This is a genomic window from Streptomyces sp. CB03238, from assembly GCF_002099185.1.
Lineage (GTDB): Bacteria > Actinomycetota > Actinomycetes > Streptomycetales > Streptomycetaceae > Streptomyces.
This window is the reverse complement of sequence record NZ_NBCN01000001.1, coordinates 1-23,318: the sequence shown is the minus strand read 5'-3', so window position 1 is coordinate 23,318 and position 23,318 is coordinate 1. Positions and strand designations below refer to the sequence as shown.

Here is a 23,318-nt window from a genome sequence, read left to right as displayed (position 1 = left end):
GCCGAAAGGCCCGGTGAATTCGGGGGGTTACTTCTGGGTGTTACTTCTCCTGCTGCTTCCGCCAGCGGATGCCCGCTTCGAGGAATCCGTCGATCTCGCCGTCCAGCACCGCCTGCGGGTTGCCGACCTCGAACTCCGTACGGAGGTCCTTCACCATCTGGTACGGGTGCAGGACGTACGAACGCATCTGGTTGCCCCAGGAGTTGCCACCGTCACCCTTGAGGGCGTCCATCTTGGCCTGCTCCTCCTGGCGGCGGCGCTCAAGGAGCTTCGCCTGGAGGACGTTCATCGCGCTCGCCTTGTTCTGGATCTGCGAGCGCTCGTTCTGGCAGGAGACCACGATGCCGGTCGGGATGTGCGTGATGCGCACCGCCGAGTCGGTGGTGTTGACGCCCTGGCCGCCGGGGCCGGAGGCGCGGTAGACGTCCACGCGCAGCTCGGACTCGTCGATCTCGACGTGGTCGGACTGCTCGACGACCGGCAGCACCTCGACGCCCGCGAATGACGTCTGGCGGCGGCCCTGGTTGTCGAACGGGGAGATGCGGACCAGGCGGTGAGTGCCCTGCTCGACCGAGAGCGTGCCGTAGGCGTACGGGGCCTTGACGACGAAGGTGGTCGACTTGATGCCGGCCTCTTCCGCGTACGACGTCTCGTAGACCTCCGTCGAGTAGCCGTGCCGCTCGGCCCAGCGCAGGTACATGCGCTGGAGGCGCTCGGCGAAGTCGGAGGCGTCGACGCCGCCGGCCTCCGCGCGGATGTTGACCAGTGCCTCGCGCTCGTCGTACTCACCGGACAGGAGGGTGCGTACCTCCATCTCCTCGAGCGCCTTGCGGACGGAGACGAGCTCCGTCTCGGCCTCGGCGAGGGTGTCCGGGTCGTCCATCTCCTCGGCGAGCTCGAAGAGGACGGCGAGGTCGTCGATGCGACTGCGCAGCGCCTCGGTCTTGCGCACCTCGGCCTGGAGGTGCGAAAGCTTGCTCGTGATCTTCTGCGCCGCCTCCGGGTCGTCCCACAGGGACGGGGCCGCGGCCTGCTCCTCGAGCACGGCGATGTCTGCCCTCAACTTGTCGAGGTCCAGGACGGCCTCGATCGACCCCATGGTCGAGGAGAGGGACTTCAGCTCTTCGGATACATCGACGACTGCCACGACACCAGCGTAACGGCTGTGTGCGACACCCCGGGCCCCCAGGCAGCGCCTAGGGCTGTGAGGGGGCCGACTGCTTGGAGTCCTGGGGCGGGGCGCCGGGGTCGTCATCGCTGGTGGCCACGTAGCCGCCGACCCCGGCGGCCGTCACCAGGGCGAGGGCGGCGATACCCAGCGTGATGCGGCGCCTGCGGACGGTTTCGGACTTGTGGCGGGCGGAGCCGGGGCGGCGCCCGCCGGCGGGGCGGGGGGCGCGGGCGGTGCCATGGGGGCCGCCGGAGAGCTCGTCGGGAGCCGGGACGCGCATCGAGGTGTGGGTGTCCCGGTTGGAGTCGGTGGAGGAGCCCGGGACGAGCGGGACGGCGGCCCTGCGCGGGGCGTTCGGGACGGTCGGGTACGGATCGTCCTCGTACGGCTCCGGGGCGGGCTCGGCGTCCGGCTCGTCCACGTCCAGCGGCGGCATGCCCGCGACGAGCGGCAGCAGGTCGTGCAGGCGGGCGGCGAGCTCGGAGGCGCGCAGCCGGGACGCGGGGGCCTTGGCGAGGCACTGGACGATCAGCTGCCACAGCTCGTCCGGGATGCCGGGGAGCGGGACGACGGTCTCGGTGACGTGGCGGCGCAGTACGGCGCCGGGGTGGCCGCCGCCGAAGGGCGTGAAGCCCGCCAGCAGCTCGTACAGCACCGTCGCCAGGGCGTAGATGTCGACGGCCGCGCGGGGCGGGAGGCCCTCGACGATCTCCGGGGCCACGTAGTCGGGCGTGCCGATGACGCGGGTGGACTTGGTACGGCCCGGGGTGTCGATCAGCTTGGCGACGCCGAAGTCGGTGAGGAGGGCGGGGCGGGCGCCGCCGGGACCGAGCGGGCCCTCCATGTCGAGCAGGATGTTCTCCGGCTTGACGTCGCGGTGGACGACCCCGGCGGCGTGCGCGGCGGCCAGGCCCTCGGCGACGTCCGCGACGATCGAGACGGCCGCCGCCGGGGCGAGCCGGCGCTCGCGGTCCAGCCGGGTGCGCAGGTCGGTGCCGCGGACCAGGTCCATGACGAGCGCGAGGTCGTTGCCGTCGACGACCAGGTCGCGGACGGCCACCACGCGCGCGTGGTCCAGCCCGAGCAGGGCGGTGCGCTCCTGGACGAAGCGCCCGACGAGTTCCTGGTCCGAGGCCAGGTCCTCGCGCAACAGCTTGATGGCGACGGGGCCCTCCGGGCCCTCGCCGAGCCACACCGTTCCGGCACTGCCCCGCCCCAGGATCTGGTGGGCGGTGTACCGGCTGCCGATTTTCCGTGCCAAGACTGCTCCCTCAGCGGCTGGCGTTCCCGACAAAGTTACGCGGGCTCAGGCGCCGGTATTCACCTCCGGGGGGAAATCACCCCTCGGAAGTCGACAAATCGGCAGGGTTACTGCCCGGAGGGTGTGCCGGAGCCGCCGGTGCCGCCGGTGCTGTCGCCGATCTCCGAGATCCACTTGGACACCGCCGACACCCCGTCGCCGATGGCCTCCCAGTAGGTCTTGCCCTCGGCGATCCAGCTCTGGAGCGGGGTCAGCTCCCAAATGAGCCAGCCCGCCACGATGAACAGGACGATCGTGAACAGGCAGCCCTTGAGGCAGCCGAGGCCTGGGATGCGCATCGGGTTGGCGCTGCGCTGCCGGGGCGGGCGCGGCTCGCGCGGCGGGCGCGGGGCCGGCTGCTGGGGCTGCTGCGGCGGGTGCGGCTGGTGGTGCTGCGGCGGATAGTGCTGCTGCGGGGGCGGGGGCGCGTACTGCTGGCGCTGCGGCGGGCGCTGCTGTTGCTGGTGGTGCGGGGGGTAGGGCTGCTGGTGCTGCGGCGGCTGCTGGGGCGCCTGGCGCTGCGGGCGGCGGCGCAGGGGGTCCTGGCTGGGGTCGAGGTACTGGACCTGGGTCTGCTCGTTGCGGTCCCGGGCGGCGCGCAGCTGGCTCTGCCACGGGTGCGGCTCTTCCGGCTGCGGCGGACCGTCGGAACGCGGGGGTACGGGAGGCATGACCGCGGTCGGGTCGGCGGCGCCGTGGCCGGGGCCCCCGTGCCCGCCGGGGCCGCTGGTGGGCAGCACGCTGGTGGGCGCGGCCGGGTCGTACTGGCCCCCGTTGCTGGGCAGCACCTGGGTCGGGTCCGCCGCGCCCGGGGTCTCCGGGACGGGCGCCGGCGCCGGGTCGGGGGCGAGCAGCGCGCCCACACCCTCGGCCGCCTCGATCTGGGCGGGCGCGGCGTGCACGCCGATGCCGGCGGCGACGGTACGCAGGCCCCGGGCAAGGTTCTCGGCGCTGGGGCGGCGCTCCGGGTCCTTGCTGAGGCAGCGCTCTATGACGGTCCACAGCGGGCCCGGGACCGTCGAGGGGCGGCGGGGCTCCTCGCTGAGGTGGCGGTGCAGGACCTCCAGCGCGCTGCCGCCGGCGAACGGCGGGCGGCCGGTGACGAGCTCGTACAGCAGGATCCCGGCGCCGTAGACGTCCACGGCGGAGGTCTGCGGGCGGCCCTCGGCGGACTCGGGCGCCACATAGGCGGGTGTGCCGACGAACTCGTGCGTACGGGTCAGGCCGGGGCTGTCCGCGAGGCGCGCGATGCCGAAGTCGGTGAGCATCGGGTGCATCTGGCCGTCGCGCTCGGCGAGCAGCACGTTGGCGGGCTTCAGGTCGCGGTGGACGACGCCGTCGGCGTGGCTGGCGGCGAGCGCGTCGGCGATCTGGGCCGTGAGGAGGGCGGCGGCGACCGGGCTGAGCGGGCCGTTCTCCCGGATGTAGCGGTGCAGGTCCGGGCCGTCGACCAGGTCCATGACCAGGGCGAGGAGATCGCCCTCGACGACGAGGTCGCGGGTGCGGACGATGTTGGGGTGGGTGAGGCGGAGCAGGACGGAGCGTTCCCGGAGGAAGCGCATCACCACGTCCGCGTCGTTCGCGAGCTCCTCCTTGAGGACCTTGATCGCGACGGTCTCGCCGGGCTGGCCCGGTACGGCCGCCTCGGCGCCCGCGGTCTCCCGCTGGCGGGCTCGCCAGACGGTGCCCGTGGCGCCGCGTCCGAGCGGCTCCTCGAGCAGGTACTTACTGCCGACTGGCCGCACGTCCTGCGCTCCCTGCGATCGTGGTCCTTGCCTGTCCGGGCCTCCCTCGCGGGCCCGCCCGGGTGTCCGCCCCACTGTAGTGCCGGACGGTGGCACACCGGTGGGTCGTCTTCCGCCAACCGTTCGATCCTGCAAGACGCTCTCGAACGGGACACGGTTGCCAGGGTGACATGACTGCGACCGGTTCACATGATCCCAAGATGTGCGCAAGCAGGGGTTTTCGCGAGCGGGGGCGATCGGTCAAGATCATTTCTTTCCGGGGCGCGGGCGGGCTGTCAGTGGCAGGTGGGAGGATGCCTGCAGCACGGCGCATCGCGGGGTCGGGAGCCTCGTGGTCCGTGCCGACCTGACCGGACGACGCGTCCGTGGTGGGTGGGGGGAGAGCGAGACGGGCCATTCCCCTTCCCTGCCGGGCGCGCCGCGCAGAAGGGACCGCTGACGGCGATGCAGATCCGGCTGACCGTCCTCGCGGCGCCGCCCGGCGGCCAGACCGCGGGGCGTGCCTGTGACGTGCTTGTCACCGCCCCGGCCGGGACCGCGCTGGCCGCCGTCGCCTCCGGGCTGGCGTCCGCCGTGTCGGGCGCCGACCCCTCGGGGGCCGTAGTGCTGTACGCGGGCGGGGAACGGCTGGACGCCCAGCGCCGCGTGCTCGGCGAGCCGCCCCTGGTGGACGGCGCGGTGCTCTCGCTCCAGGTGCCCGGCGAGGACCACGCGCCCATGGACGGCGTGCCGGCGCGGCTGCACGTGGTGGCCGGGCCGGACGCGGGAGGCGTCCACCTGCTGCACGCCGGCCAGATCCGTATCGGCCGCTCCGCCGACGCCGACGTACCCCTCGACGACCCGGACGTGTCCCGCCTGCACTGCGCGGTGACCGTCACGGAGAGCGGCCGGGTCACGGTCGCGGATCTCGGCTCCACGAACGGCACCACCCTGGACGGCGCCGAGGTCGGCCCCCGCCCCGTCCGCCTGGCGCCGGGCGCGCTGCTGCGGCTGGGTGAGTCGTCGCTGCGGCTGACGGCGGGCCCGCCCGCGTCGGACGGCACCCCGCTGCCGACCACCCCGGACGGCGAGGGCCACCTCCGGGTCGCCCGCGCGGCCGGTTCCGGCGGCGGCGTCCCGGTGCCCCACGCCCCGGGCGACGCCGGGCCGTCCGGCCCGGGAGCGGGTGGCGCCCCCGGCCCGGGCCGGCCTGGCTCCGGTTCGCCCTCGGCGGGCTCCAGTGAGCCGGGCCACCCGGACGGCGGCGCTCGGACGGGCGGCCGGGCCGGGAGCGGTGCCGGACGGGCGGGCGACCCGGCCCGGCGCGGTGGCGGTGCGTACGCCGCGTCGGCGGCTGCGTCCGGCGCGGAGGGCACCGTCCCGGCGCGCGGCCGGGCAGGCGGCACACAGGCCGGCCTTGGCGGTGTGCCCCACCAGGGCGGTGCGGGCACCCCGCAGCCCACCCCGCCGCGCGGCACCCGCACGGACACCACCCCGGTGGGCGGCACGCCGGTGGGCGGCACGCCCGCGGGGGGCACACCCATGGGCGGCACGCCCGTGGGCGGCACCACCGAGGGCGGCACGCCCGTGAGCGGCACGCCCACCGGTGGCGCCCCCGTAGGCAGCAGCGCCACAGGCGGCCTCCCCGTGGGCGGCGCCCGCATGTACGGCACGCCGACAGGCGGCACCGCCATGGACGGCGCCCCCATCGGCAGCGCCCCCTTGGGCGGCACCCCATCCGGCGGCGCCCCCACGAGCAACGCTCCCACCGGCGCCCCCCAGGGCGCCCCGTCGGACGGCGCCCCAACCAGCGGCACCCCCGCCGGCGGCTCCCCCACGGGCAACGCCCCCACCAGGGGCACCCTCACCGACGGCGCCCCCACGGGCAACGCCCCAGCCGGGGGGAGCCGCGCGGATGGGACTGTCCCCCAGGGCGCCCCCGCCGGGGGGCGGTCTGCCGCGCCCGGGCGCAGGCGGGGCATAGGGGCCTGGGCGCGGCGGCTCGCGGGCGGGCGGGGCGACGGGCCGGCCGAGGCGCCGGAGGGGCCCCTTCCGGCGACCCTCGCGGGCGGCGCCGTCCAGGAGACGTGGCCCGACCCGGCCGCCGTGCTGCTCACCGCGCTGGGCCCCGGGCCCCGCCTGTGGGAACGGGGCCCCGGCCACCCGGAGACCCTGGCCGTACGGCTCGGCACCACCGACCGGGCCGACCTGGCCGGCGTGCCCGTCACGGTGGGCCTCCGCGAGGCCGGGTCGCTCGGGCTCGCCGGGCCCCGGGCGCGGCTCCTGGGCCTGACCCGCTCCGTCGTGGCGCAACTGGCCGCGCTGCACGCGCCCACCGACCTGGAGATCGTGCTGATCAGCAGCGCGCGCCGCGCCCGCGAGTGGAGCTGGCTCGGCTGGCTGCCGCATGTGCGCCCGGCCCACGGCCAGGACTGCCGCCTGCTCCTCGCGTACGACCGGGAGCAGGCGGCCGCCCGGACCGGCGAGCTCACCCGGCGGCTGGACGACGGGCCCCTCGGGCCCGGCTGGCCGAGCGCCGACCGCAAGGCCGTCGCCCGGGCGGCCGAGGAGCACGGCGCGGCGTACGGCACGTACACGGTGGTGATCGTCGACGGCGACCCCGGCTCGGCGGCGCTGCGCGAGACGACCGCGCGGCTCGCCGGGGCGGGCGCGGCGGCGGGCATCCACCTCGTCTGCCTGGCCGAGACCCCGGCCGCCTCGCCGCTGTCCCCGGTCGCGGCGACGTACGAGACGGCGTGCTCCGCGTCCCTCGCCTTCCGCGAGTGCGGTGCCGCCGCGCTGCTCTCCGGTGACGTGGCGACCGCGCTGCGCCTGATGCGTACGGCCGGAGGGCAGCCCGCCGGTCACGGCACCGTCGGCACCGTCGACGCGGTGTCCGCCGCCTGGGCCGAGCGGTTCGCGCGGGCACTGGCCCCGCTGCGGGCCGACCGCGACAAGGGCGCCGAAGCCCGGGGTGCCCTGGGAACCGCGCCCCGCGCCACCGCCGTACCGCTGCCGCCGTCCTCCCGGCTGCTGGACGAGCTCGGGCTGGCCCGGGCGACACCCGCGTCCCTGATGGCCCGCTGGGCCTCCGCCCCGGACGGCACCGCCGTGCTGGGCACCGGCCCGCGCGGGCCCCTGGCCGTGGACCTCACCACAGAGGGCCCCCACCTGCTGATCGAGGGCCCCACCGGCAGCGGCCGCACGGAGCTGCTCCGCTCCGTCGCCGCCTCCCTCGCGGCCGCGTCCCGCCCCGACCGGCTGGGCCTGCTGCTCGTCGACGGCGCGGGCGGCGAGCGCGGCGAAGGGCTCGCGCCCTGCACCGAGCTGCCGCACGCCACCGAGCACCTGGTGGCCTCCGACCCGGTGCGGATGCGGGAGTTCGCCCAGGCGCTCGGGGCGGAGCTGAAGCGCCGCGCCGAGTTGCTGGGCCGCCAGGAGTTCACCGAGTGGCACACCCAGCGGGAGGTCGCGGACCGCATGGTCGGGCAACGCCCGCCCACCCCCGGTGACCTCGACGCCCCGCCCAGCGGCACGCTCCGGCTGCGCCCCACCGCCCGTACCGGCAAGGACGACATCCCGCCGCCGCTGCCGCGCCTGGTGGTCCTGGTCGACGACTACGACGCGCTGGTCGCCCCCGCGCTCGGCAGCCCCGGCCGCCCCGCCGCCGGGTCGGTCGTGCGGGCGCTGGAGGCCGTGGCCCGGGACGGCCACCGCCTGGGCGTGCACCTGGTGGCGACGTCCGCGCGCCCGGACCGCACGGCCGACACGGAGCTGGCCCGCGCGGCGCGGCTGCGCGTGGTGCTGGACGCCCCGCCGGCCTCCCCCGGCCCGGACGTCCCGGCGCCGGGGCGCGGCCGGCTGGGGCACCCGGACGGCCGGGTGACGCCGTTCCAGGGCGGCCGGGTCACCGGGCGCATCCCCCGTACGGCGACGCAGCGGCCCACGGTGGTACCGCTGGAGTGGGAGCGGATGGGCGATCCGCCGACCCGCCGCCCGGTGCGGGAGCTGGGCAACGGCCCGACGGACCTGGCGCTGCTGGCCAGCGCGCTGGACCGGGCGGCCCGCTCGGTCGAGGCGACCCCGCTGCCGCCGCTCGTGCCCACGCACCCTGCCTGACGGCACGTCACGACCCGATCACGATCCCCGACTTGACATGGAAGGCGGTATTGCGGCCCCCGTACGCCGGGCGTAGACCTGACGGACGGGACGCGTACGCGCACGGAAGAGACGGGGCAGTGATGCGCACAACTCTTCGGACACGCCGGGTAAATACGTCACGCAGGGTCGCCGTGGCCATGGCAGCCGCCTGCGCTCTCGCCCTCACCGGCTGCGGTGACGGCGACGGCGGCAAGGGCGGCTCCGAGCCGGACAAGGACACGAACACCGGCGCGGCGAGCGTCGAGCTGCCCAAGCTGGACGGCCAGAAGGTCCAGGTCGTGGCGGTGTGGACGGGCCCGGAACAGCAGGCGTTCACCAAGGTCCTCGACGAGTTCGAGAAGCGCACCGGGGCGGAGGTCGCCTACGTACCGACGCAGGACGCGATGCTCAACTACATCGGTACGAAGATCGCGGGCGGTGCCCCGCCGGACGTCGCCATGCTCCAGCAGGTCGGCGCGCTCCACCAGGCCGTGGAGCGGAAATGGGCCAAGCCGGCCGGCGCCGAGACGAAGGCGCAGCTGGCGAAGAACTACTCCAAGGGGTGGCAGGACCTCGGAGCGGTGAACGGCACCCAGTACGGCGTGTACTTCAAGGCCGCCAACAAGTCGCTGATCTGGTACAACACCGCCGTCTTCGAGAACGCGGGCGTGTCCGAGCCGAAGACGTGGAAGGAGCTGCTCACCACCGCCGACACGGTCTCCGCCTCCGGTGTGACGCCCTTCTCGATCGGCGGCGCGGACGGCTGGACCCTCACGGACTGGTTCGAGAACGTCTACCTCTCCCAGGCCGGGCCGGAGAAGTACGACCAGCTCGCCAAGCACGAGATCCCGTGGACCGATCCGTCCGTGAAGCAGGCGCTCACCACCCTCGCCGAGCTGTTCGGCAAGCCGAACCTGATCGCGGGCGGCGCGGCGGGAGCGCTTCAGACGGAGTTCCCGGCGTCCGTGACGCAGACGTTCACCGGTGGCGACGCGCCCAAGGCCGCGATGGTCTTCGAGGGCGACTTCGTCTCGATCAACATCGCCCAGACCGAGGCGAAGATCGGTACGGACGCGAAGGCGTTCCCGTTCCCGGCCGTCGGCTCTGCGGCGCCGGTGGTGACCGGCGGCGACGTGGCGGTGGCGCTGACCGACAAGCCCGCCACCCAGGCGCTGCTGACGTTCCTGGCATCGCCGGACGCCGCGAGCATCTGGGCGGCCGAGGGCGGGTTCATCTCGCCCAACAAGGCGATGGACCCGGCGGCGTACCCGAACGACGTCCAGCGCGAGATCGGCAAGGCGCTCATCGCGGCCGGGGACGACTTCCGCTTCGACATGTCGGACCAGATGCCGCAGTCGTTCGGCGGGACGCCCGGGAAGGGCGAGTGGAAGGCGCTCCAGGACTTCCTGAAGAACCCGAAGGACATCGCGGGTACGCAGGCGAGGCTGGAGGCCGACGCGGCCAAGGCCTACAAGGGCCAGAGCTGACGCCATGACGGCGCCGACAACGAAAGACGCGGCGGCCACGTCGCCGACACCTCCGGGGTCACGCGAGAGCGTCAAGAGCGTCACCGGCACCCGCAAGCTCGTAGCGGCCGGCTTCCTGCTGCCCGCGCTGGTGCTGCTGGGCGCGCTCGTGGTCTACCCGATCGGGTACTCGGTCTACCGGTCCTTCTTCGACCAGGCGGGCAGCGGTTTCGCCGGCCTGGACAACTACGTCGAGATCTTCACCGACGACACGATCCTCACCGCCGTCAAGAACAACGCCGTCTGGGTCGTGGTCGCGCCCACCGTCGCGACCGCCCTGGGCCTGATGTTCGCGGTCCTCACGGAGCGGGTGCGGTGGGGTACGGCGTTCAAGCTGATCGTCTTCATGCCGATGGCGATCTCGATGCTGGCCGCCGGGATCATCTTCCGGCTGGTGTACGAGCAGGACCCGGACCGTGGCGTCGCCAACGCCGTGTGGGTGGGCGTCCACGACACGTTCGCCGAGTCGGCGAGCTACCCGAAGGCGCGCCCGCTGGACGTGCACCCGCTGAAGGCGGCGGGCGGCGGGGTGTTCATCACCAAGGAGCCGGTACGGGCGGGCACGCCCGCCCAGCTGCCGCTGATCGGTGTGGCGGCCCCGGACATGCCGGAGGACGCGCAGCCGGCCAAGGCCCCGGAGCCGGTGAAGGACCAGGTCACGGGCACCGCCTGGCTGGACTTCACCCGGGGCGGCGGGGGCACGGCCAACACCGTCGACGCCAAGGAGCTGGGCCTGAAGGGCCTGAAGGTGGAGGCGGTCAAGGACGGCAAGGTCGTCGCCACGGCGACGGCGGCCGCCGACGGCACCTTCTCCCTGCCCAAGGAGGCGGACGGCGCCCACCTGCGGCTGCCCGAGAGCAACTTCCGGGAGCAGTACAACGGTGTGGACTGGCTCGGCCCGTCCTTCGTCACCCCGGCCATCATCGGCAGTTACGTCTGGATGTGGGCGGGCTTCGCCATGGTGCTGATCGCCGCCGGCCTCGCGGGCCTGCCGCGCGAACTCCTCGAAGCCGCCCGGGTGGACGGCGCCAACGAGTGGCAGGTCTTCCGCCGGGTGACGGTCCCGCTCCTCGCGCCCGTCCTCGCGGTCGTCCTGGTCACCCTGATGATCAACGTCCTGAAGATCTTCGACCTGGTGTTCATCATCGCGCCCGGCTCGGTCCAGGACGACGCGAACGTACTGGCGCTCCAGCTCTACCGTTCCTCCTTCGGCACGGACGCGCATCTCGGCGTCGGCAGCGCCATCTCCGTACTCCTCCTCCTGCTGGTGATCCCGGTGATGTTCTTCAACATCCGCCGCATACGGAAGGAGACCCGGCGATGAGCGGAACGACGACCGTGAAGGCCAGGCAGTCGTTCGCCTCGCGGGTCGCCGCGCGGACCGGCGGCGGGGTCATGCGGGTCTTCCTCGTCCTGGTCGCGCTGTTCTGGCTGATGCCGACGGTCGGGCTGCTGCTGTCCTCGCTGCGCGACCCCGCCGACATGAACGCCAGCGGCTGGTGGACGGTGTTCACCGCGCCCGCCCAGCTCACCACCGCCAACTACGCGAACATCCTCGACAACGACACCATCACCGGCTCCCTCCTCGCCACGGTCCTGATCACCGTCCCGGCGACCGTCCTCGTCGTCGTGATCGGGTCGCTCGCCGGGTACGCCTTCGCGTGGATGGAGTTCCCCGGCCGGGACTGGTGGTTCCTGGTGGTGGTCGGGCTGCTGGTGGTGCCCGTGCAGGTGGCCCTCGTACCCGTCTCGAAGCTGTTCGGCGCGGTCGGGATCTTCGAGACGACGCTCGGTGTCGTGCTGTTCCACGTCGCGTTCGGCCTGCCGTTCGCGATCTTCCTGCTGCGCAACTTCTTCGCCGAGATCCCGCGCGAGCTGCTGGAGGCCGCCCGGCTCGACGGGGCGGGCGAGATCCGGCTCTTCACGCGGGTGGTCATGCCGCTCGGCGGCCCGGCCATCGCCTCGCTCGGGATCTTCCAGTTCCTGTGGGTGTGGAACGACATGCTGGTCGCGCTGATCTTCGCGGACTCCGAGTCGCCGCCGATCACGGTCGCGCTCCAGCAGCAGGTGCGGCAGTTCGGCAACAACGTCGACATCCTGGCGCCCGGCGCGTTCGTGTCGATGGTGATACCGCTCGCCGTCTTCTTCGCCTTCCAGCGGCAGTTCGTCTCGGGGGTGATGGCAGGCGCCGTCAAATGAGTGAAGCGCTCGTCCCCCGTATGCCACGGCGGGCGTAACCCGGTCGGTTCATCCGACGTTCCCGGGCCATGCCCCGGTTCAGCGTCATCGTCCCCGCGTACAAGGTCCAGGCCTATCTGCACGAGTGCCTGGAGTCGGTGCTCACCCAGTCCTTCGAGGATCTGGAGCTGATCGCCGTGGACGACTGCTCGCCCGACGGTTGCGGGGCGGTGATCGACGAGTTCGCCGCCCGTGACCGCCGGGTCGTCGCCGTCCACCTGCCCGAGAACGCCGGCCTGGGGCCCGCCCGCAACGCCGGGCTCGCCCGCGCGAGCGGCGACTACATCGTCTTCCTGGACGGCGACGACACCTTCGTACCGGGCGCCTTGCAGGCCATCGCCGACCGCCTCAAGGAGACCGGCTCGCCCGATCTCCTGGTGTACGACTACGCCCGCGTCTACTGGTCGGGGGAGACGGTACGCCACGAGTTCCGCAGCCACCTCGCCGAGACGGGCCCGGCGCCCTTCCCGCTGACCGAGCGGCCGGGGCTGCTGAAGGTCCTGATGGTGGTGTGGAACAAGGCGTACAAGCGGGAGTTCGTCGAGCGCGAGGGGTTCACCTTCCCGCCCGGCTTCTACGAGGACACCCCGTGGACGTACCCGGCGCTGATGGCCGCCGGGTCGATCGCGACGCTCGACCGGGTGTGTGTCCACTACCGCCAGCGCCGTACCGGCTCCATCCTGCGCACCACCAGCCTGAGCCACTTCGACCTGTTCGAGCAGTACGAGCGGGTCTTCGCGTTCATCGACGCGCGCCCCGAGCTGGCGCGCTGGCGGCCGGTGCTGTTCCGGCGCATGGCCGACCACTTCACGTCCGTGTTCACCGCCCGTGGCCGCCTCCCGCGCGGCACCCGCGCCGACTTCTTCCGCCGCGCCCGCCGCCACTACCGCCGCTTCCGCACCCGAGGCGCCACGCCCAAGTTCACGACGCGGCTGCGCCACGCCCTGGTCCGGCTCGGCAGCCACCGCACGTACCGCGCCATCATGACCGCCCGCGCGCTCAACAAGCAGGCCGGGCAGTACGCCTCCTCCGGGGCCAGGGCCCTGCGCGGAGCCCTGCTCCAGCTGCACTACCGGATCCAGCTGTGCCTGCCGCTGCGCGCGGACCGCGCGGTGTTCGCCGCGTACTGGAACCGGGGTTACGCGTGCAGCCCGGCCGCCATCGAGGAGCGGGTGCGCGAGCTGGCCCCGCACGTGCGCACCGCCTGGGTGTGTACGCCCGAGCACTTCCACACCGTGCCGACCGGGACACGGAGGCTGCGCCCGGGGTCGGCGGCGTACTGGACGGCGCTGGCCCGCTCCACGTACCTCGTCAACAACGTCAACTTCGACCGTCGGCTGGTCAAGCGGCGCGGCCAGCTGCTGATCCAGACCCAGCACGGCACGCCGCTCAAGCACATGGGCCTGGACCTCCAGTTCCGGCCGGCCGCCGCGCGGGACATGGATTTCGCGCAGCTGCTGCGCAACATCGACAAGTGGGACGCGCTGGTGTCCGCCAACCGCCACTCCAGCCTGGTGTGGGAGCGGGTCTACCCGGCCGCCTACCGCACCCTGGAGTTCGGCTCGCCACGCAATGACGTCTTCCAGCGGGCCACCGCCTCCGACGTCGCCCTGCTGCGCGAGTCGCTGCGCATCCCCGAGGGCCACACGGCGATCCTGTACGCCCCCACGCACCGCGACTACGTACGCCCGCAGCCGCAGCTGCTCGACCTGGAACGGCTGCTGCCGGCCCTCGGCCCCCGGTACGTGATCCTCGCCCGCCCCCACCCCACGCACGGCTCCCCCTTCGCCACGACCGGCAACCCCCGGATCATCGACGTGTCCGGGCACCGGTCGGTCGAGGAGCTGTGCCTGGCGTCGGACGCGCTGCTGACGGACTACTCGTCGCTGATGTTCGACTACGCGGGCCTGGACCGGCCGATCGTCGTCCACACCGAGGACTGGACGGCGTACGACGCGGCCCGCGGCACCTACTTCGACCTACGGGCCTTCCCGCCGGGCGCGGTCGCCCGCACCGAGGACGAGCTGATCGACATCTTCGCCACCGGCCACTGGCGCGGCTCACGCTCGGCACAGCTGCGGGCCGCCTTCCGGGCACGCTTCTGCCCGTACGACGACGGATACGCGGCCGAGCGGGTGGTGCGGCACCTGTTCCTGGGCGAGGACCCGGCGGCCCTGCCGCCCGTGATCCCGCTGGAGGAGCGCCGCCCGGCCCCGTCGCTGGGCGGGGCGGGGGCGATGCTGTTCCCGGCGCCGCGTTAGTGCTGTGACCGGTACCGCCTCTCCACCAGTCGGACGGCGGCGTGGAGGCGGTGGAGTACCGCGTGTGGGTGCGTGCCCCGATCATGTGCGGCCGGGTCGACGGCGTCGATGACAACCAGGTCGCAACAGAGCGGTTCGAGCCGTCACCCAGGTCGGCGGTCCGCGAGGTTCTCGGAGAGCTTCGGCCTTCGGGCTGGATGCTCCAGAAGGCGCGCGGCGGTCGCGGTCCGGCCGGAGGTGTCTTGCACGCATCCGACTGCAAGGAGGCCTCGCAGGATGCGCCCCTGCTGAGTCCCGAACGTGCCCTGGACCTCGCGCAGAACCCGGCGACACGGCTCTGCAGCCTGTGGAGCTGCGCGCCGGAGCTGACCCCGATGCTCCACGGCTTCGACCACATCACCGACTCCTGAACAGCGGGCGCCGCGCTGCCGACGGCCGGGCGCGCCCCAGCCGCGTGCCCGTGCCATCGCGCGACGTCATCTGGCAGCCGGTGTTGCGCGCTGTCCGAAGCCGGCCACGTCGGCCACGGTGACGTCCAGGCGCAGCCGTACGAAGCGGATCGGGTGACGCCAGGCATTCCGGTCGATGGCCGCGCGGGGCTCCTGCAGGCGCCGGCCGTGTCGGCGGCGCCAGCTAGGGTCCGCGACCATGGACAGAGTCGACCTCGAGCACCGCCACCGCACGTACGACGGCTGGATACCGCCCACCGTCGCCGCGCTCCTTCAGGAGCATGGCCACCACGACATCCTGCGCCAGGCGGCTGCCCATGGTGACTGGTTCTGCGCCCGTCGGCTCGCCGAGGCCGCTGTCGAGTCCTGCCCGGACGGACGGGCGACGGCGCTGGCATTGCTGGAGCCGTTCGCGGCCACAGGCTGGTGGCCTGCCGTCGACGCAGTCGCCGGGCTGCTCGCCGAGTGGGGGCGGCACGACGAGGCCATCGTGTTGCTGCGTCCGCTCGCCGACACGGGGCATCGGTACGCCCAGCGCGACCTGGCACGGCTGCTGGCTCGGCAGGATCACCTCGACCAGGTCGTCGCCCTGCTCGGACCGCGGGCCGCAGACCTCCTGCTCGCCGAGGAACTGGTGGAGCTCGCCACGGGCCACGGCCGCGACGCCGAAATTGCTGCACTGCTCCCCGATATCCAGACCGGCCCGACGGACCCGTTCGAGTCCTGGAGCTCGGATGCCGTGGACGCTGTCCCTCTGCATGCCAGGTTCCTGGAACTCCAAGGCCGAATCGACGAGGCAATCCACCTGCTGGGCAGGCACCTTTGTGTCGATGGTGTCGTGTACGCAGACCACGCCGGGCAGCTTGCTCGTCTCCTGGGCCGCCACGAACGTGAGGCCGAGTTGCGCGCGTTCCCGGCCGGCCGCGGCGAGGAGTACGCCCTTGCCGCCCTGGCCCAGTTGTTGGAAGAGCAGGACCGCATTCCGGAAGCGGTTGCCCTGCTCGGGCAGTCCGCTGGGGCAGGGAATCCTCACGCGGCCTTTGGCCTCGCCGAACTCCTCGCCCGTCACGGCCGCCACGGCGAGGCGGTCGAAGTGCTGCGCACGGCTGCAGAGACAGCCGGCGGGGATTGCGACTGGCTCATCCACCTGCTCTGCCGCATCCTGGTCGATGCCGGGCGGCCCGACGACGCCCTCACCTGGATCGACGACCACTTCACCCGCCGCGGTGGCAACCACCGGGAGCAGGCGTTCATGAGGGCCGAGGTCATGAAGCTGAGCGGCCGCGCCGTGGATGCCCAAGCGGAGCTGGCCGAGTTCGCGACATCAGACGAGGAGCTCCTTCGCTCCGGAACGGTGGACGGTGCCATCGCACTCGCTGAACGCCTGGTGCGGCGCGGCGAGCCGCAGAAGGCCGTCGCTCACCTCCGCGATCGCTTGGACGTGCTGAAGGTAGTACGCGGGTATTACCTGCGCTGACTGACTTCTACCCCTGGACCATGGGCCGCCAGGATCCTGCCCCCGGCATCGCGGAGGGCGCCGACTCGCTGTTCGCCGAGGTTGTGCTTGAGGTCGGCGGCCGTCTCGTCGTAGTGATCCCCTCACGGGATTACCGGCAGAACAAGGTCAGACCTGACCACGCCGAGACATTCGACCGTCTCGTGGCGGCCGCGGCTGAGGTCATCGTCCTCCCGCATGAGGCGGCGAATCGCCAGGCTTACGAGGCTGCGAACCGTACGTTGCTTCAGCGGGCGGACCGTCTGGTCGCGGTGTGGGACGGCGGGCCGCCGTCCGGTAAGGGCGGGGGCACTGCGGACACCGTCGAGGAGGCACGTGAGGCGGGCATGCCGGTGGACGTGGTGTGGCCCGAGGGCGCCGCGCGCCGACGCGCTTGGCGACGTCCGGCCTGGGCCGGGCATGCGGAAGGCCTTCTCACGCCAGGCGAGTGCGTCATTCGGCTGGACCGGTTGCCCGCTTTGGCTGGGGGCGCCCCGCTACCGGGAGGCACCGCCCTACCGGCGTACGAGTGCCTTCGCGGCCCGCCGCACCGGCCCCCGCTGCACCACCGGCCCCAGCAGTCGGCCCACCACTCCCCCGGGCCGCCAGCGCAGTTGCAGACGTCCCGCGTCCCGCCCCTCCGGTTCGACCGTGACGCGGTGCCGGCCGGCGCCGACGACCTCGAACGGCGCGAAGTGCAGGGGCGCGAGCAGGATCCCGGTGTTGCCCGTGCGCCCGTCGGTGACCTCCAGCACGGGGTGCCGCACGCCCCGGAAGCCGTGCACGGGCAGCGACGCGGCGGCCACGTCGAGCCGTACGGTGCCCTCGAAGACGCCCCGCCCCGCCGGGTCCATCCGCAGCGGCACGGTCAGCCGCCGCCCGGCGGGTGAGACGTGCAGGCGCGCCGGGAGCGGGGCGAGCGGAAGGCGCCGCCCCGGGTCGTACGTCCGCAGGCCCAGCTCCACGGCACCGTCCTCGCCGCGCCCCACCCGGGTGATCTCGTGCCGGAACCGGGCGGAGCCGAACGGGCACCGCTCCAGGTCCAGTTCCGTCAGGTCCAGGTCGGCCCGGCCCGCCTCCGTCCGGGGCAGCGCGCTCCCCCAGTACGTACACCCCCGCCCGTCGCCCACCGTCTCGCGCGGCCCCACACCGTGGGCCATTCCCCGCGCGGCCAGCCGGGCCTCCTCGTACCGCCCCTCGCGCAGCAGCCCCACCACGACCCGCTCGTCCCGCCGCATCCGCCGGAAGGCGGCGGCGGACAGCCCGTCCAGGTACGGCAGGACCTCCGCCGCGAACTCCCCGACCCACGCGGCCTCCCGGTAGGGCAGGTCACCGGCGTACAGCCGCAGGTCGTGGGAGAGGAACTTGTGGTCCTTCTCCTCCCGTACGGCGTCCGACACCCCGTGCCCGGCCAGGAACTCGTCGATCAGGCGCGCGATGGCCACCCGGTCGCGGACGTTCGCCATCAGATGCCGCCGGTTGGAGATGGTCGCCGCCTCCGACGGGGCGTACGGGGCGATGTACCAGCGGTAGACCGGCTCGGTGATGACGGTGAAGGCGCGGGCGAGGGTGTAGGCCTGGGCGGAGAAGAGCTGGTCCTCGTAGTGCACGCCCTCGGGGAAACGCAGGGCGTGCCGGTCCAGGAACTCCTTGCGGTACATCTTGTTGGTCGAAAGCGGCTCGAACAGCAGCCGGGGCTCGTCCTCGATACCCCGGACCGTGCGGCGCCTCGCGAACAGGTGGGCCATCCAGGCCGAGACGTCACCCGTGTCCGTGCGTACCCGCTCCACCGCCCCCATCGTGAAGTCGACGTCCGACTCGGCGTGCGCGGCGAGCAGCAGTTCGCAGGCGCGGGGTGGGAGTTCGTCGTCGCTGTCGAGGAACATCAGGTAGGGCGCGCGGGCGGTCCGAAGGGCCCGGTTGCGGGGCGCGCCGCAGCCGCCGCTGTTGCGCTCCAGCCGCAGCACCCGGATGCGGTCGTCCTGGGCGGCCAGTTCGGCCGCGACCTGCGGGGTGGCGTCCGTCGAGTGGTCGTCGCTGATGACGATCTCGATGTCGCGGTGGGTCTGGGCGCGTACGGAGGAGATGGCGCGCGGCAGCCGTTCGGCGTCGTTGTGGACGATGACGGTGACGGTCACATCGGGGAGAGCGGTCATCGGCGCGTGGCCTCCTCGGGCGTGGGGGCGGGGGTGCGCCGCTCCAGCGGCAGGACGGGCGGCAGGCTCTCCTCGCCCTCGCCGAGGAAGACACGGCGTACGACGCGCTCGGCGGCGCGCCCGTCGTCGTACTCGCAGAACCGCAGCCGGAAGTCGTGGCGCTGTTTCACCGCCGCCTCGTCGCACCAGGTGCCGTCGCGGAGGATGCCGGTGAGCTCGTCCTGGCTGCGGGTGACGTGGCCGGGGGGTTCGGCGGTGATGTCGAAGTAGACGCCGCGTGTGGCGGTGTAGGTCTCCCAGTCGTCGGTGTGCAGGACGATGGGGCGGTCGAGGTTGGCGTAGTCGAACATGATCGACGAGTAGTCGGTGATGAGCGCGTCGGCGGCCAGGGCGAGTTCCTCGACGGGGTCGTAGCCGGTGACGTCGAGGACGCGCGCGTGGCGGCGCGGGCCGGGCAGCCGGTCGTGGAAGTAGTGGCCGCGTACGAGCAGGACGGTGTCGTCGCCGAGGTCGTCGGCGAGCCGGGGCAGGTCGAGGCGGGGCCGCCAGCGCGCTTCGTAGTCCCGGTGCGTCGGGGCGTACAGCAGGGCGCGGCGGCCGGGCTCGATGCCGAGCTTGGCGCGGGCGGTGCGGACGTCGGCGGCGGTGGCGCGGTAGTGGATGTCGTTGCGGGGATAGCCGTAGTCGAGGGTCCGGTAGCCGGCGGGGTAGGCGCGCTGCCAGGTCTCGGTGGAGTGGCTGTTGGCGGACAGGCTGTAGTCCCAGCGGTCGACGCGCTCCAGCAGGGCCTCGAGGTTGAGGCCCTGGGCGGCGGCGGGGTGGTCGCGCTGGTCGACGCCCATCCGCTTGAGGGGGGTGCCGTGGTGGGTCTGGAGGTGGACGGTGCCGGGGCGTTTGACGATCCCGTTGGGGAAGTTGACGTTGTTGACCAGGTACTTGGCGCGGGCGAGGACGTCCCAGTAGCGGGGCGTGCCGGGGACGACGTGGTCGGTGCCGGGGGGCAGCAGCGGGACGCGGTCGGGGTCGGCGATCCACACCTGGTGGATGTCGGGGGCCAGTTCGGCGAGTTCGGCGGCGATGGCGGCGGGGTTGCAGTGGACGCCGCGCCCCCAGTACGCGGAGAAGACGGCGAGGTCCTGGTCGAGGGTCCGGCGCAGTGCGCGGCGGTAGCGGTGGCGGGTACGGGCGGCCGTGACCTGCTCGGCGCGGGTGGCGGCGACGGCCTGGGCGGCGCGCCGCTTGTCGTTGGCGATGCGCAGCAGCCGGTAGCCGAGGTGGGCGCCCCGGCCGAGGAGTGCGTGACGTACGCCGTCGAGGCCGCCGGGCCGCTGGTGGCCCTCGGGGCGGAAGCGGGCGGTGTGGCGGGCGGCGCACCGGAAGTACTCGGTGAGCAGGGCGGGCGGCAGTTCGTCGCGCCGGGCGAGGGTGGCCAGGTAGTCGCCGACCATCCGGTCGTAGAGCCGGGCGCGCAGGGCGGGGGGCGCGGCGGCGGCGTGGGCGAGCTGGTGGAGGCGTTCGTACTGGCCGAAGGCGGCGAAGTGCTGCTCGGGCCCGGCGGCGCGGCGCTGGGTGGGGCGGTCCTTGTGGCGGACGAGGCCGACGGCGGTGGTGGCGGTGATGCGCCGGGCGAGGAGGAGGACGGCGTACGAGAGGTAGAGCTCGTCGTGCCCTTCGGTGCCGATCAGCTCGGGGTGGTCGGCGAGGAGCCGGGCGCTGATGAGGCGGTTGCCGAGGAGGGGCGCGACGTCGAGGAAGCCGGGGCGGTCGGCGAGGGTGGTGGGTCCGGGGACCTGGGCCTCGGCCAGGAGGTCGGTGGCGCCGCTGGGTACGGCGTCGTCCCACCAGTGGGCGTGGTGGTGGTCGAAGAGCAGGACGTCCGGTGCTTCAGGGAGGGCGTCGAGGCGGGCGGTGAGGGCGGTGGCCGCGCCGTCGGGCAGCCGGTCGGTGGCGGGGTGCAGGAACTGCAGGTACGCGCCGCTCGCGGCGTGGGCGGCGGCCGCCCGGCCGGTGGCTGCGGGGGCGCCCGGGGCGACGGGGACGACGGTGACGCGGGGGTCGCTCACCTCGTGGAGCGCGGCGAGCGCCCGTGGGGGGCCGTCGGTGTCGGGGACGGTGACGACGATGTCGAGGTCGGGCGCCGTCTGGGTGGTGACGCTGTCCAGGCAGGCGCGCAGCCGGCTGTGCGGGGCGTGGCCGGACACGATGACGCTGAGTGTGGGCATGGGGCGTTCGGTCCTTCTGAAGCTTCCGAGGTGGATCAGTTCCGTTGGCCGAGGAAGACCGTCACGAGGCCGATCACCACCAGCAGCGAGCCGGCCCAGGTCCACACCGAGGTCCGCTCGTGCAGCAGCGTGGAGCCGGCCAGCACGATCAGCAGATAGCCGAGGGCGTTGAAGGGGTACGCGATGGACAGCGGAACCCGCGCGAGGGTGGACATCCAGGCGACGGCGGACACCGCGAAGACGGTCAGGCCCAGCACCACCCAGGGGGTGGTCGCGGCGCGTACGGCCAGGGAGCCGCCGGCCTTCTCGGCGGCGGTGGCGGCGGTCTGCATGCCGTGCTTGAGCATGATCTGGCCGGCCGCCGAGGAGAACACCGCGAACAGCAGCAGCACGAAGCTGGGCAGGGTCAACGTCCGCCTCTCACACGCCGAGGCGGTGGGTGGGGGCGTCCACGGGGACGAACTGACGGTTGAGGATGTCCTGGACATCGATGTGCTCCCCAGCGATGATCGTCCGCGCCGCATGCGGGGTGAGCAGTGCGACGTACTGGTAGCCGAAGAGGGTGGGCCGCAGCCGGGTCAGCACTCTCGACACCCCGCCGAGCGCCCTGGAGGCCGGTCCGCCGCCGAGGACGGACCAGAAGGGCGCGCCGGTGGCGGTGATGGACAGGACGTCGTACCCGGCGGCGCGCACGGTGCGGCGGAGGCTGGCGCGGCTGAAGAAGCGCAGGTGCGTCTCGTCGAGGATGCCGCGCCGGTCGTAGTCGAAGATGCCGAGCGCGACGCGCAGCCGTGAGTACCAGTGCCCGAAGTTCGGTACGGACAGCCACACGTGCCCGTCGGGGCGCAGGACGCCGCGCAGCTCGGCGAGGAGGCGTTCGGGGCGGGAGAGGTGTTCGATGACGTCGCCGGCGACGACGTAGTCGTACCCGTCGCCGATGCCGTCGGGCAGCCCGTCCTCCAGGTCGGCGAGGAAGAACCCGCCGGAGCACTTCTCGCTCACGCCCTCGACCTCCACGCAGTCGATGCCGGTGACCGTGTGCCCGAGGGCCTCCAGGCGCTCGGCGAACGCGCCGCCGGAGCAGCCCACGTCGAGGACCCGGCCGGGCGGCAGGCCGCGCATCCGGTCGAGGATGACGGCGTGCGAGGAGCCGTCGCCCTCCTTGAAGGCGTACTCGACGGGCTTGGGGATCCACCCGCACGTCCCGAACCCCTTCTTCGCCAGCCGGTATTCGAGGACGTCCTTGACGACGTCCTTGGCGTAGCGCATGCCGTTGACGTAGCAGATCTCGTCGCCGTAGTACGTCGGGATGGGGATCTCGCGGATGCGCATCCCGGCGTCGGCCAGCTGCACGATGATCTGGGTGTCGAAGTCGAAGGCGTCGGTGTTGCGCTCGATGGGCAGGCGGCGCAGGGCATCGACCTTGTACGCGCGGTAGCCGGAGTGGAACTCGGTCAGCTCCGACCCGAGGAGCTTGTTCTCCAGCCGGGTCAGGACGCGGTTGCCGAGCCACTTGTAGAGCGGCATGCCGCCACGGAGGGCGTCCCTGGGCCGCATCATCCGGGACCCGAACACGGCTTCGCACTCGCCGCGTTCGAGGGGCTCGACCATCCGGGGCAGCAGCTCGGGGGCGTACTGCCCGTCGCCGTGCAGCAGGACGACGATGTCCAGCCCCCGCTCGGCGGCAAGCGCGTAGCCGGCCTTCTGGTTGCCGCCGTACCCGAGGTTCTTGGTGTGCCGCATGACGACGGTCGGCGGCATCCCGTCGAGCTGGGACCAGCGGCAGCCCGCGGTGAAGGTCGCGTCATGACTGGCGTCGTCGAGGATCAGGATCTCGGCGATCCTCTGCCGGAAGTCGGCGGGGATCCGGTCGAGGGTCTTCTCCAGCGTCGCCTCCGCGTTGTACGCCACCACCAGGATCCCGATCCTGGGGCTACTGCTTCGGCTGCTGCTCTGGCCTTCCGTCACGGGCTTCTCCACTCTCGCGGGGGTTCGGGCGGGTCAGTCGGCGGGGGACGCGCCACCGGCACCCGCGCCGCCCCGCACGGGCACGCCCGGGACGTCGGCGCCTTGCGCGGCGGACGCGGCGGCGGTCGCAGGCTCGGCTCCGCCCTGCGTGGCGGGCATCGCCGCGCCGGCCGCGCCGCTCGCGGCGGGCCCGGGGGCGGGTACGGCGCCCCGCGCGGCGGGCGCCACGTCCGGGCTCCCTGCCGGTGCCGTGGCTGGTGCCGTGGCGGTAACGGCCGCAGGGCCCACAGCGTCCGGAGCGTCAGGCACCGGCACGGCGTCCGTGGCGGCCGCGGCGGAAGCCGATCCGCCGGCACGAGCGCGCGGCGCCTCGGCGGCAGGAACTGCGGCCACCCGACCGTCCTCCGCGCCGCCCCGCGCGGGAGGCGTTGCCGCGCCGGCCGCGCCGCTCGCGGCGGGCCCGGGGGCGGGTACGGCGCCCCGCGCGGGGCGCGCGGCGGGCCCTGTGGCCGCGCCGCCTCCGGCCGGCATGGTGGACACGACCACGGCCCCGTCACCCGCTCCCCGCCCAGCACGCGCGCCGTCCCCCGTGGCGGGCGTCCCGGGGGCCGGGCCGCCCGGCGGCGAGGCGGCCGCGGCGACGGCCTCAGCCGGGGCGGGCGTTGCCG

General features: G+C 73.6%; 16 protein-coding genes and 1 pseudogene. 8 read left to right on the top strand and 9 right to left on the bottom strand.

Annotation, left to right across the window (positions count from 1 at the left end; genetic code table 11):
- Positions 1-40 precede the first annotated feature (40 nt).
- The 3 genes from prfB to BKD26_RS00070 form a co-directional block, all read right to left on the bottom strand.
- A complete protein-coding gene (prfB, locus tag BKD26_RS00080) occupies positions 41-1,147 on the bottom strand; it encodes a peptide chain release factor 2 (RefSeq protein ID WP_084894415.1) in 1,107 nt (368 codons plus the stop codon).
- 49 nt (positions 1,148-1,196) lie between these two features.
- Positions 1,197-2,432: a serine/threonine-protein kinase gene (locus BKD26_RS00075; protein WP_084894412.1), complete on the bottom strand. Its 1,236-nt coding sequence runs from the start codon at positions 2,430-2,432 to the stop codon at positions 1,197-1,199.
- A gap of 107 nt (positions 2,433-2,539) precedes the next feature.
- Positions 2,540-4,216 (bottom strand): serine/threonine-protein kinase, encoded by a 1,677-nt coding sequence (locus BKD26_RS00070; RefSeq protein WP_084894410.1) that lies wholly within the window; start codon positions 4,214-4,216, stop codon positions 2,540-2,542.
- Between the two features lie 444 nt (positions 4,217-4,660).
- Here BKD26_RS00070 and BKD26_RS00065 point away from each other — a divergent pair, with 444 nt between their 5' ends.
- The 6 genes from BKD26_RS00065 (at position 4,661) to BKD26_RS00040 (ending at position 14,770) form a co-directional block, all read left to right on the top strand.
- Positions 4,661-8,314 carry an FHA domain-containing protein gene (locus tag BKD26_RS00065; protein ID WP_084894408.1) on the top strand — a complete coding sequence of 1,218 codons (3,654 nt, stop codon included), beginning with the start codon at positions 4,661-4,663 and terminating at the stop codon, positions 8,312-8,314.
- A 122-nt stretch (positions 8,315-8,436) separates the two neighbouring features.
- The gene (locus tag BKD26_RS00060) at positions 8,437-9,822 is read left to right on the top strand and encodes an ABC transporter substrate-binding protein (RefSeq protein ID WP_084894406.1); all 1,386 of its coding nucleotides are present in this window, start codon (positions 8,437-8,439) and stop codon (positions 9,820-9,822) included.
- 4 nt (positions 9,823-9,826) lie between these two features.
- The gene (locus BKD26_RS00055) at positions 9,827-11,185 is read left to right on the top strand and encodes a sugar ABC transporter permease (protein WP_084894404.1); all 1,359 of its coding nucleotides are present in this window, start codon (positions 9,827-9,829) and stop codon (positions 11,183-11,185) included.
- Entirely contained in the window at positions 11,182-12,060 is an 879-nt protein-coding gene (locus BKD26_RS00050; RefSeq protein WP_084894402.1) for a carbohydrate ABC transporter permease, read from the top strand. Before BKD26_RS00055 ends, BKD26_RS00050 begins: the two co-directional genes overlap by 4 nt.
- A 68-nt stretch (positions 12,061-12,128) precedes the next feature.
- Positions 12,129-14,360 (top strand): bifunctional glycosyltransferase family 2 protein/CDP-glycerol:glycerophosphate glycerophosphotransferase, encoded by a 2,232-nt coding sequence (locus tag BKD26_RS00045; protein ID WP_084894400.1) that lies wholly within the window; start codon positions 12,129-12,131, stop codon positions 14,358-14,360.
- Between the two features lie 68 nt (positions 14,361-14,428).
- Entirely contained in the window at positions 14,429-14,770 is a 342-nt protein-coding gene (locus BKD26_RS00040) for a DUF6233 domain-containing protein (RefSeq protein ID WP_241518440.1), read from the top strand.
- A gap of 66 nt (positions 14,771-14,836) precedes the next feature.
- Here BKD26_RS00040 and BKD26_RS40040 read toward each other — a convergent pair whose 3' ends face one another.
- Positions 14,837-15,010: a hypothetical protein gene (locus BKD26_RS40040; protein ID WP_179166363.1), complete on the bottom strand. Its 174-nt coding sequence runs from the start codon at positions 15,008-15,010 to the stop codon at positions 14,837-14,839.
- Here BKD26_RS40040 and BKD26_RS00035 point away from each other — a divergent pair.
- Complete coding sequence (locus BKD26_RS00035; RefSeq protein ID WP_084894397.1) at positions 15,009-16,286, top strand: tetratricopeptide repeat protein; 1,278 nt, start codon at positions 15,009-15,011, stop codon at positions 16,284-16,286. The genes BKD26_RS40040 and BKD26_RS00035 overlap by 2 nt on opposite strands.
- 47 nt (positions 16,287-16,333) lie before the next feature.
- Positions 16,334-16,693: pseudogene (locus tag BKD26_RS40980) on the top strand (hypothetical protein); the annotation flags it as partial.
- A gap of 126 nt (positions 16,694-16,819) precedes the next feature.
- Here the strand turns inward: BKD26_RS40980 and BKD26_RS00025 are convergent.
- The 5 genes from BKD26_RS00025 to BKD26_RS00005 are packed head-to-tail and all read right to left on the bottom strand — an operon-like array spanning position 16,820 to position 22,878.
- Positions 16,820-18,460, bottom strand: coding sequence for a glycosyltransferase family 2 protein (locus tag BKD26_RS00025; protein ID WP_084894394.1), 1,641 nt, complete (start codon positions 18,458-18,460; stop codon positions 16,820-16,822).
- Entirely contained in the window at positions 18,457-20,682 is a 2,226-nt protein-coding gene (locus BKD26_RS00020) for a CDP-glycerol glycerophosphotransferase family protein (RefSeq protein ID WP_084894392.1), read from the bottom strand. Before BKD26_RS00020 ends, BKD26_RS00025 begins: the two co-directional genes overlap by 4 nt.
- Positions 20,683-20,717: 35 nt before the next feature.
- Positions 20,718-21,092, bottom strand: coding sequence for a hypothetical protein (locus BKD26_RS00015; RefSeq protein WP_241518437.1), 375 nt, complete (start codon positions 21,090-21,092; stop codon positions 20,718-20,720).
- Positions 21,093-21,102: 10 nt separating this feature from the next.
- Complete coding sequence (locus BKD26_RS00010; RefSeq protein WP_084894388.1) at positions 21,103-22,650, bottom strand: bifunctional glycosyltransferase/class I SAM-dependent methyltransferase; 1,548 nt, start codon at positions 22,648-22,650, stop codon at positions 21,103-21,105.
- Between the two features lie 33 nt (positions 22,651-22,683).
- Positions 22,684-22,878 carry a hypothetical protein gene (locus BKD26_RS00005; RefSeq protein WP_084894386.1) on the bottom strand — a complete coding sequence of 65 codons (195 nt, stop codon included), beginning with the start codon at positions 22,876-22,878 and terminating at the stop codon, positions 22,684-22,686.
- Between the last annotated feature and the right edge of the window lie 440 nt (positions 22,879-23,318).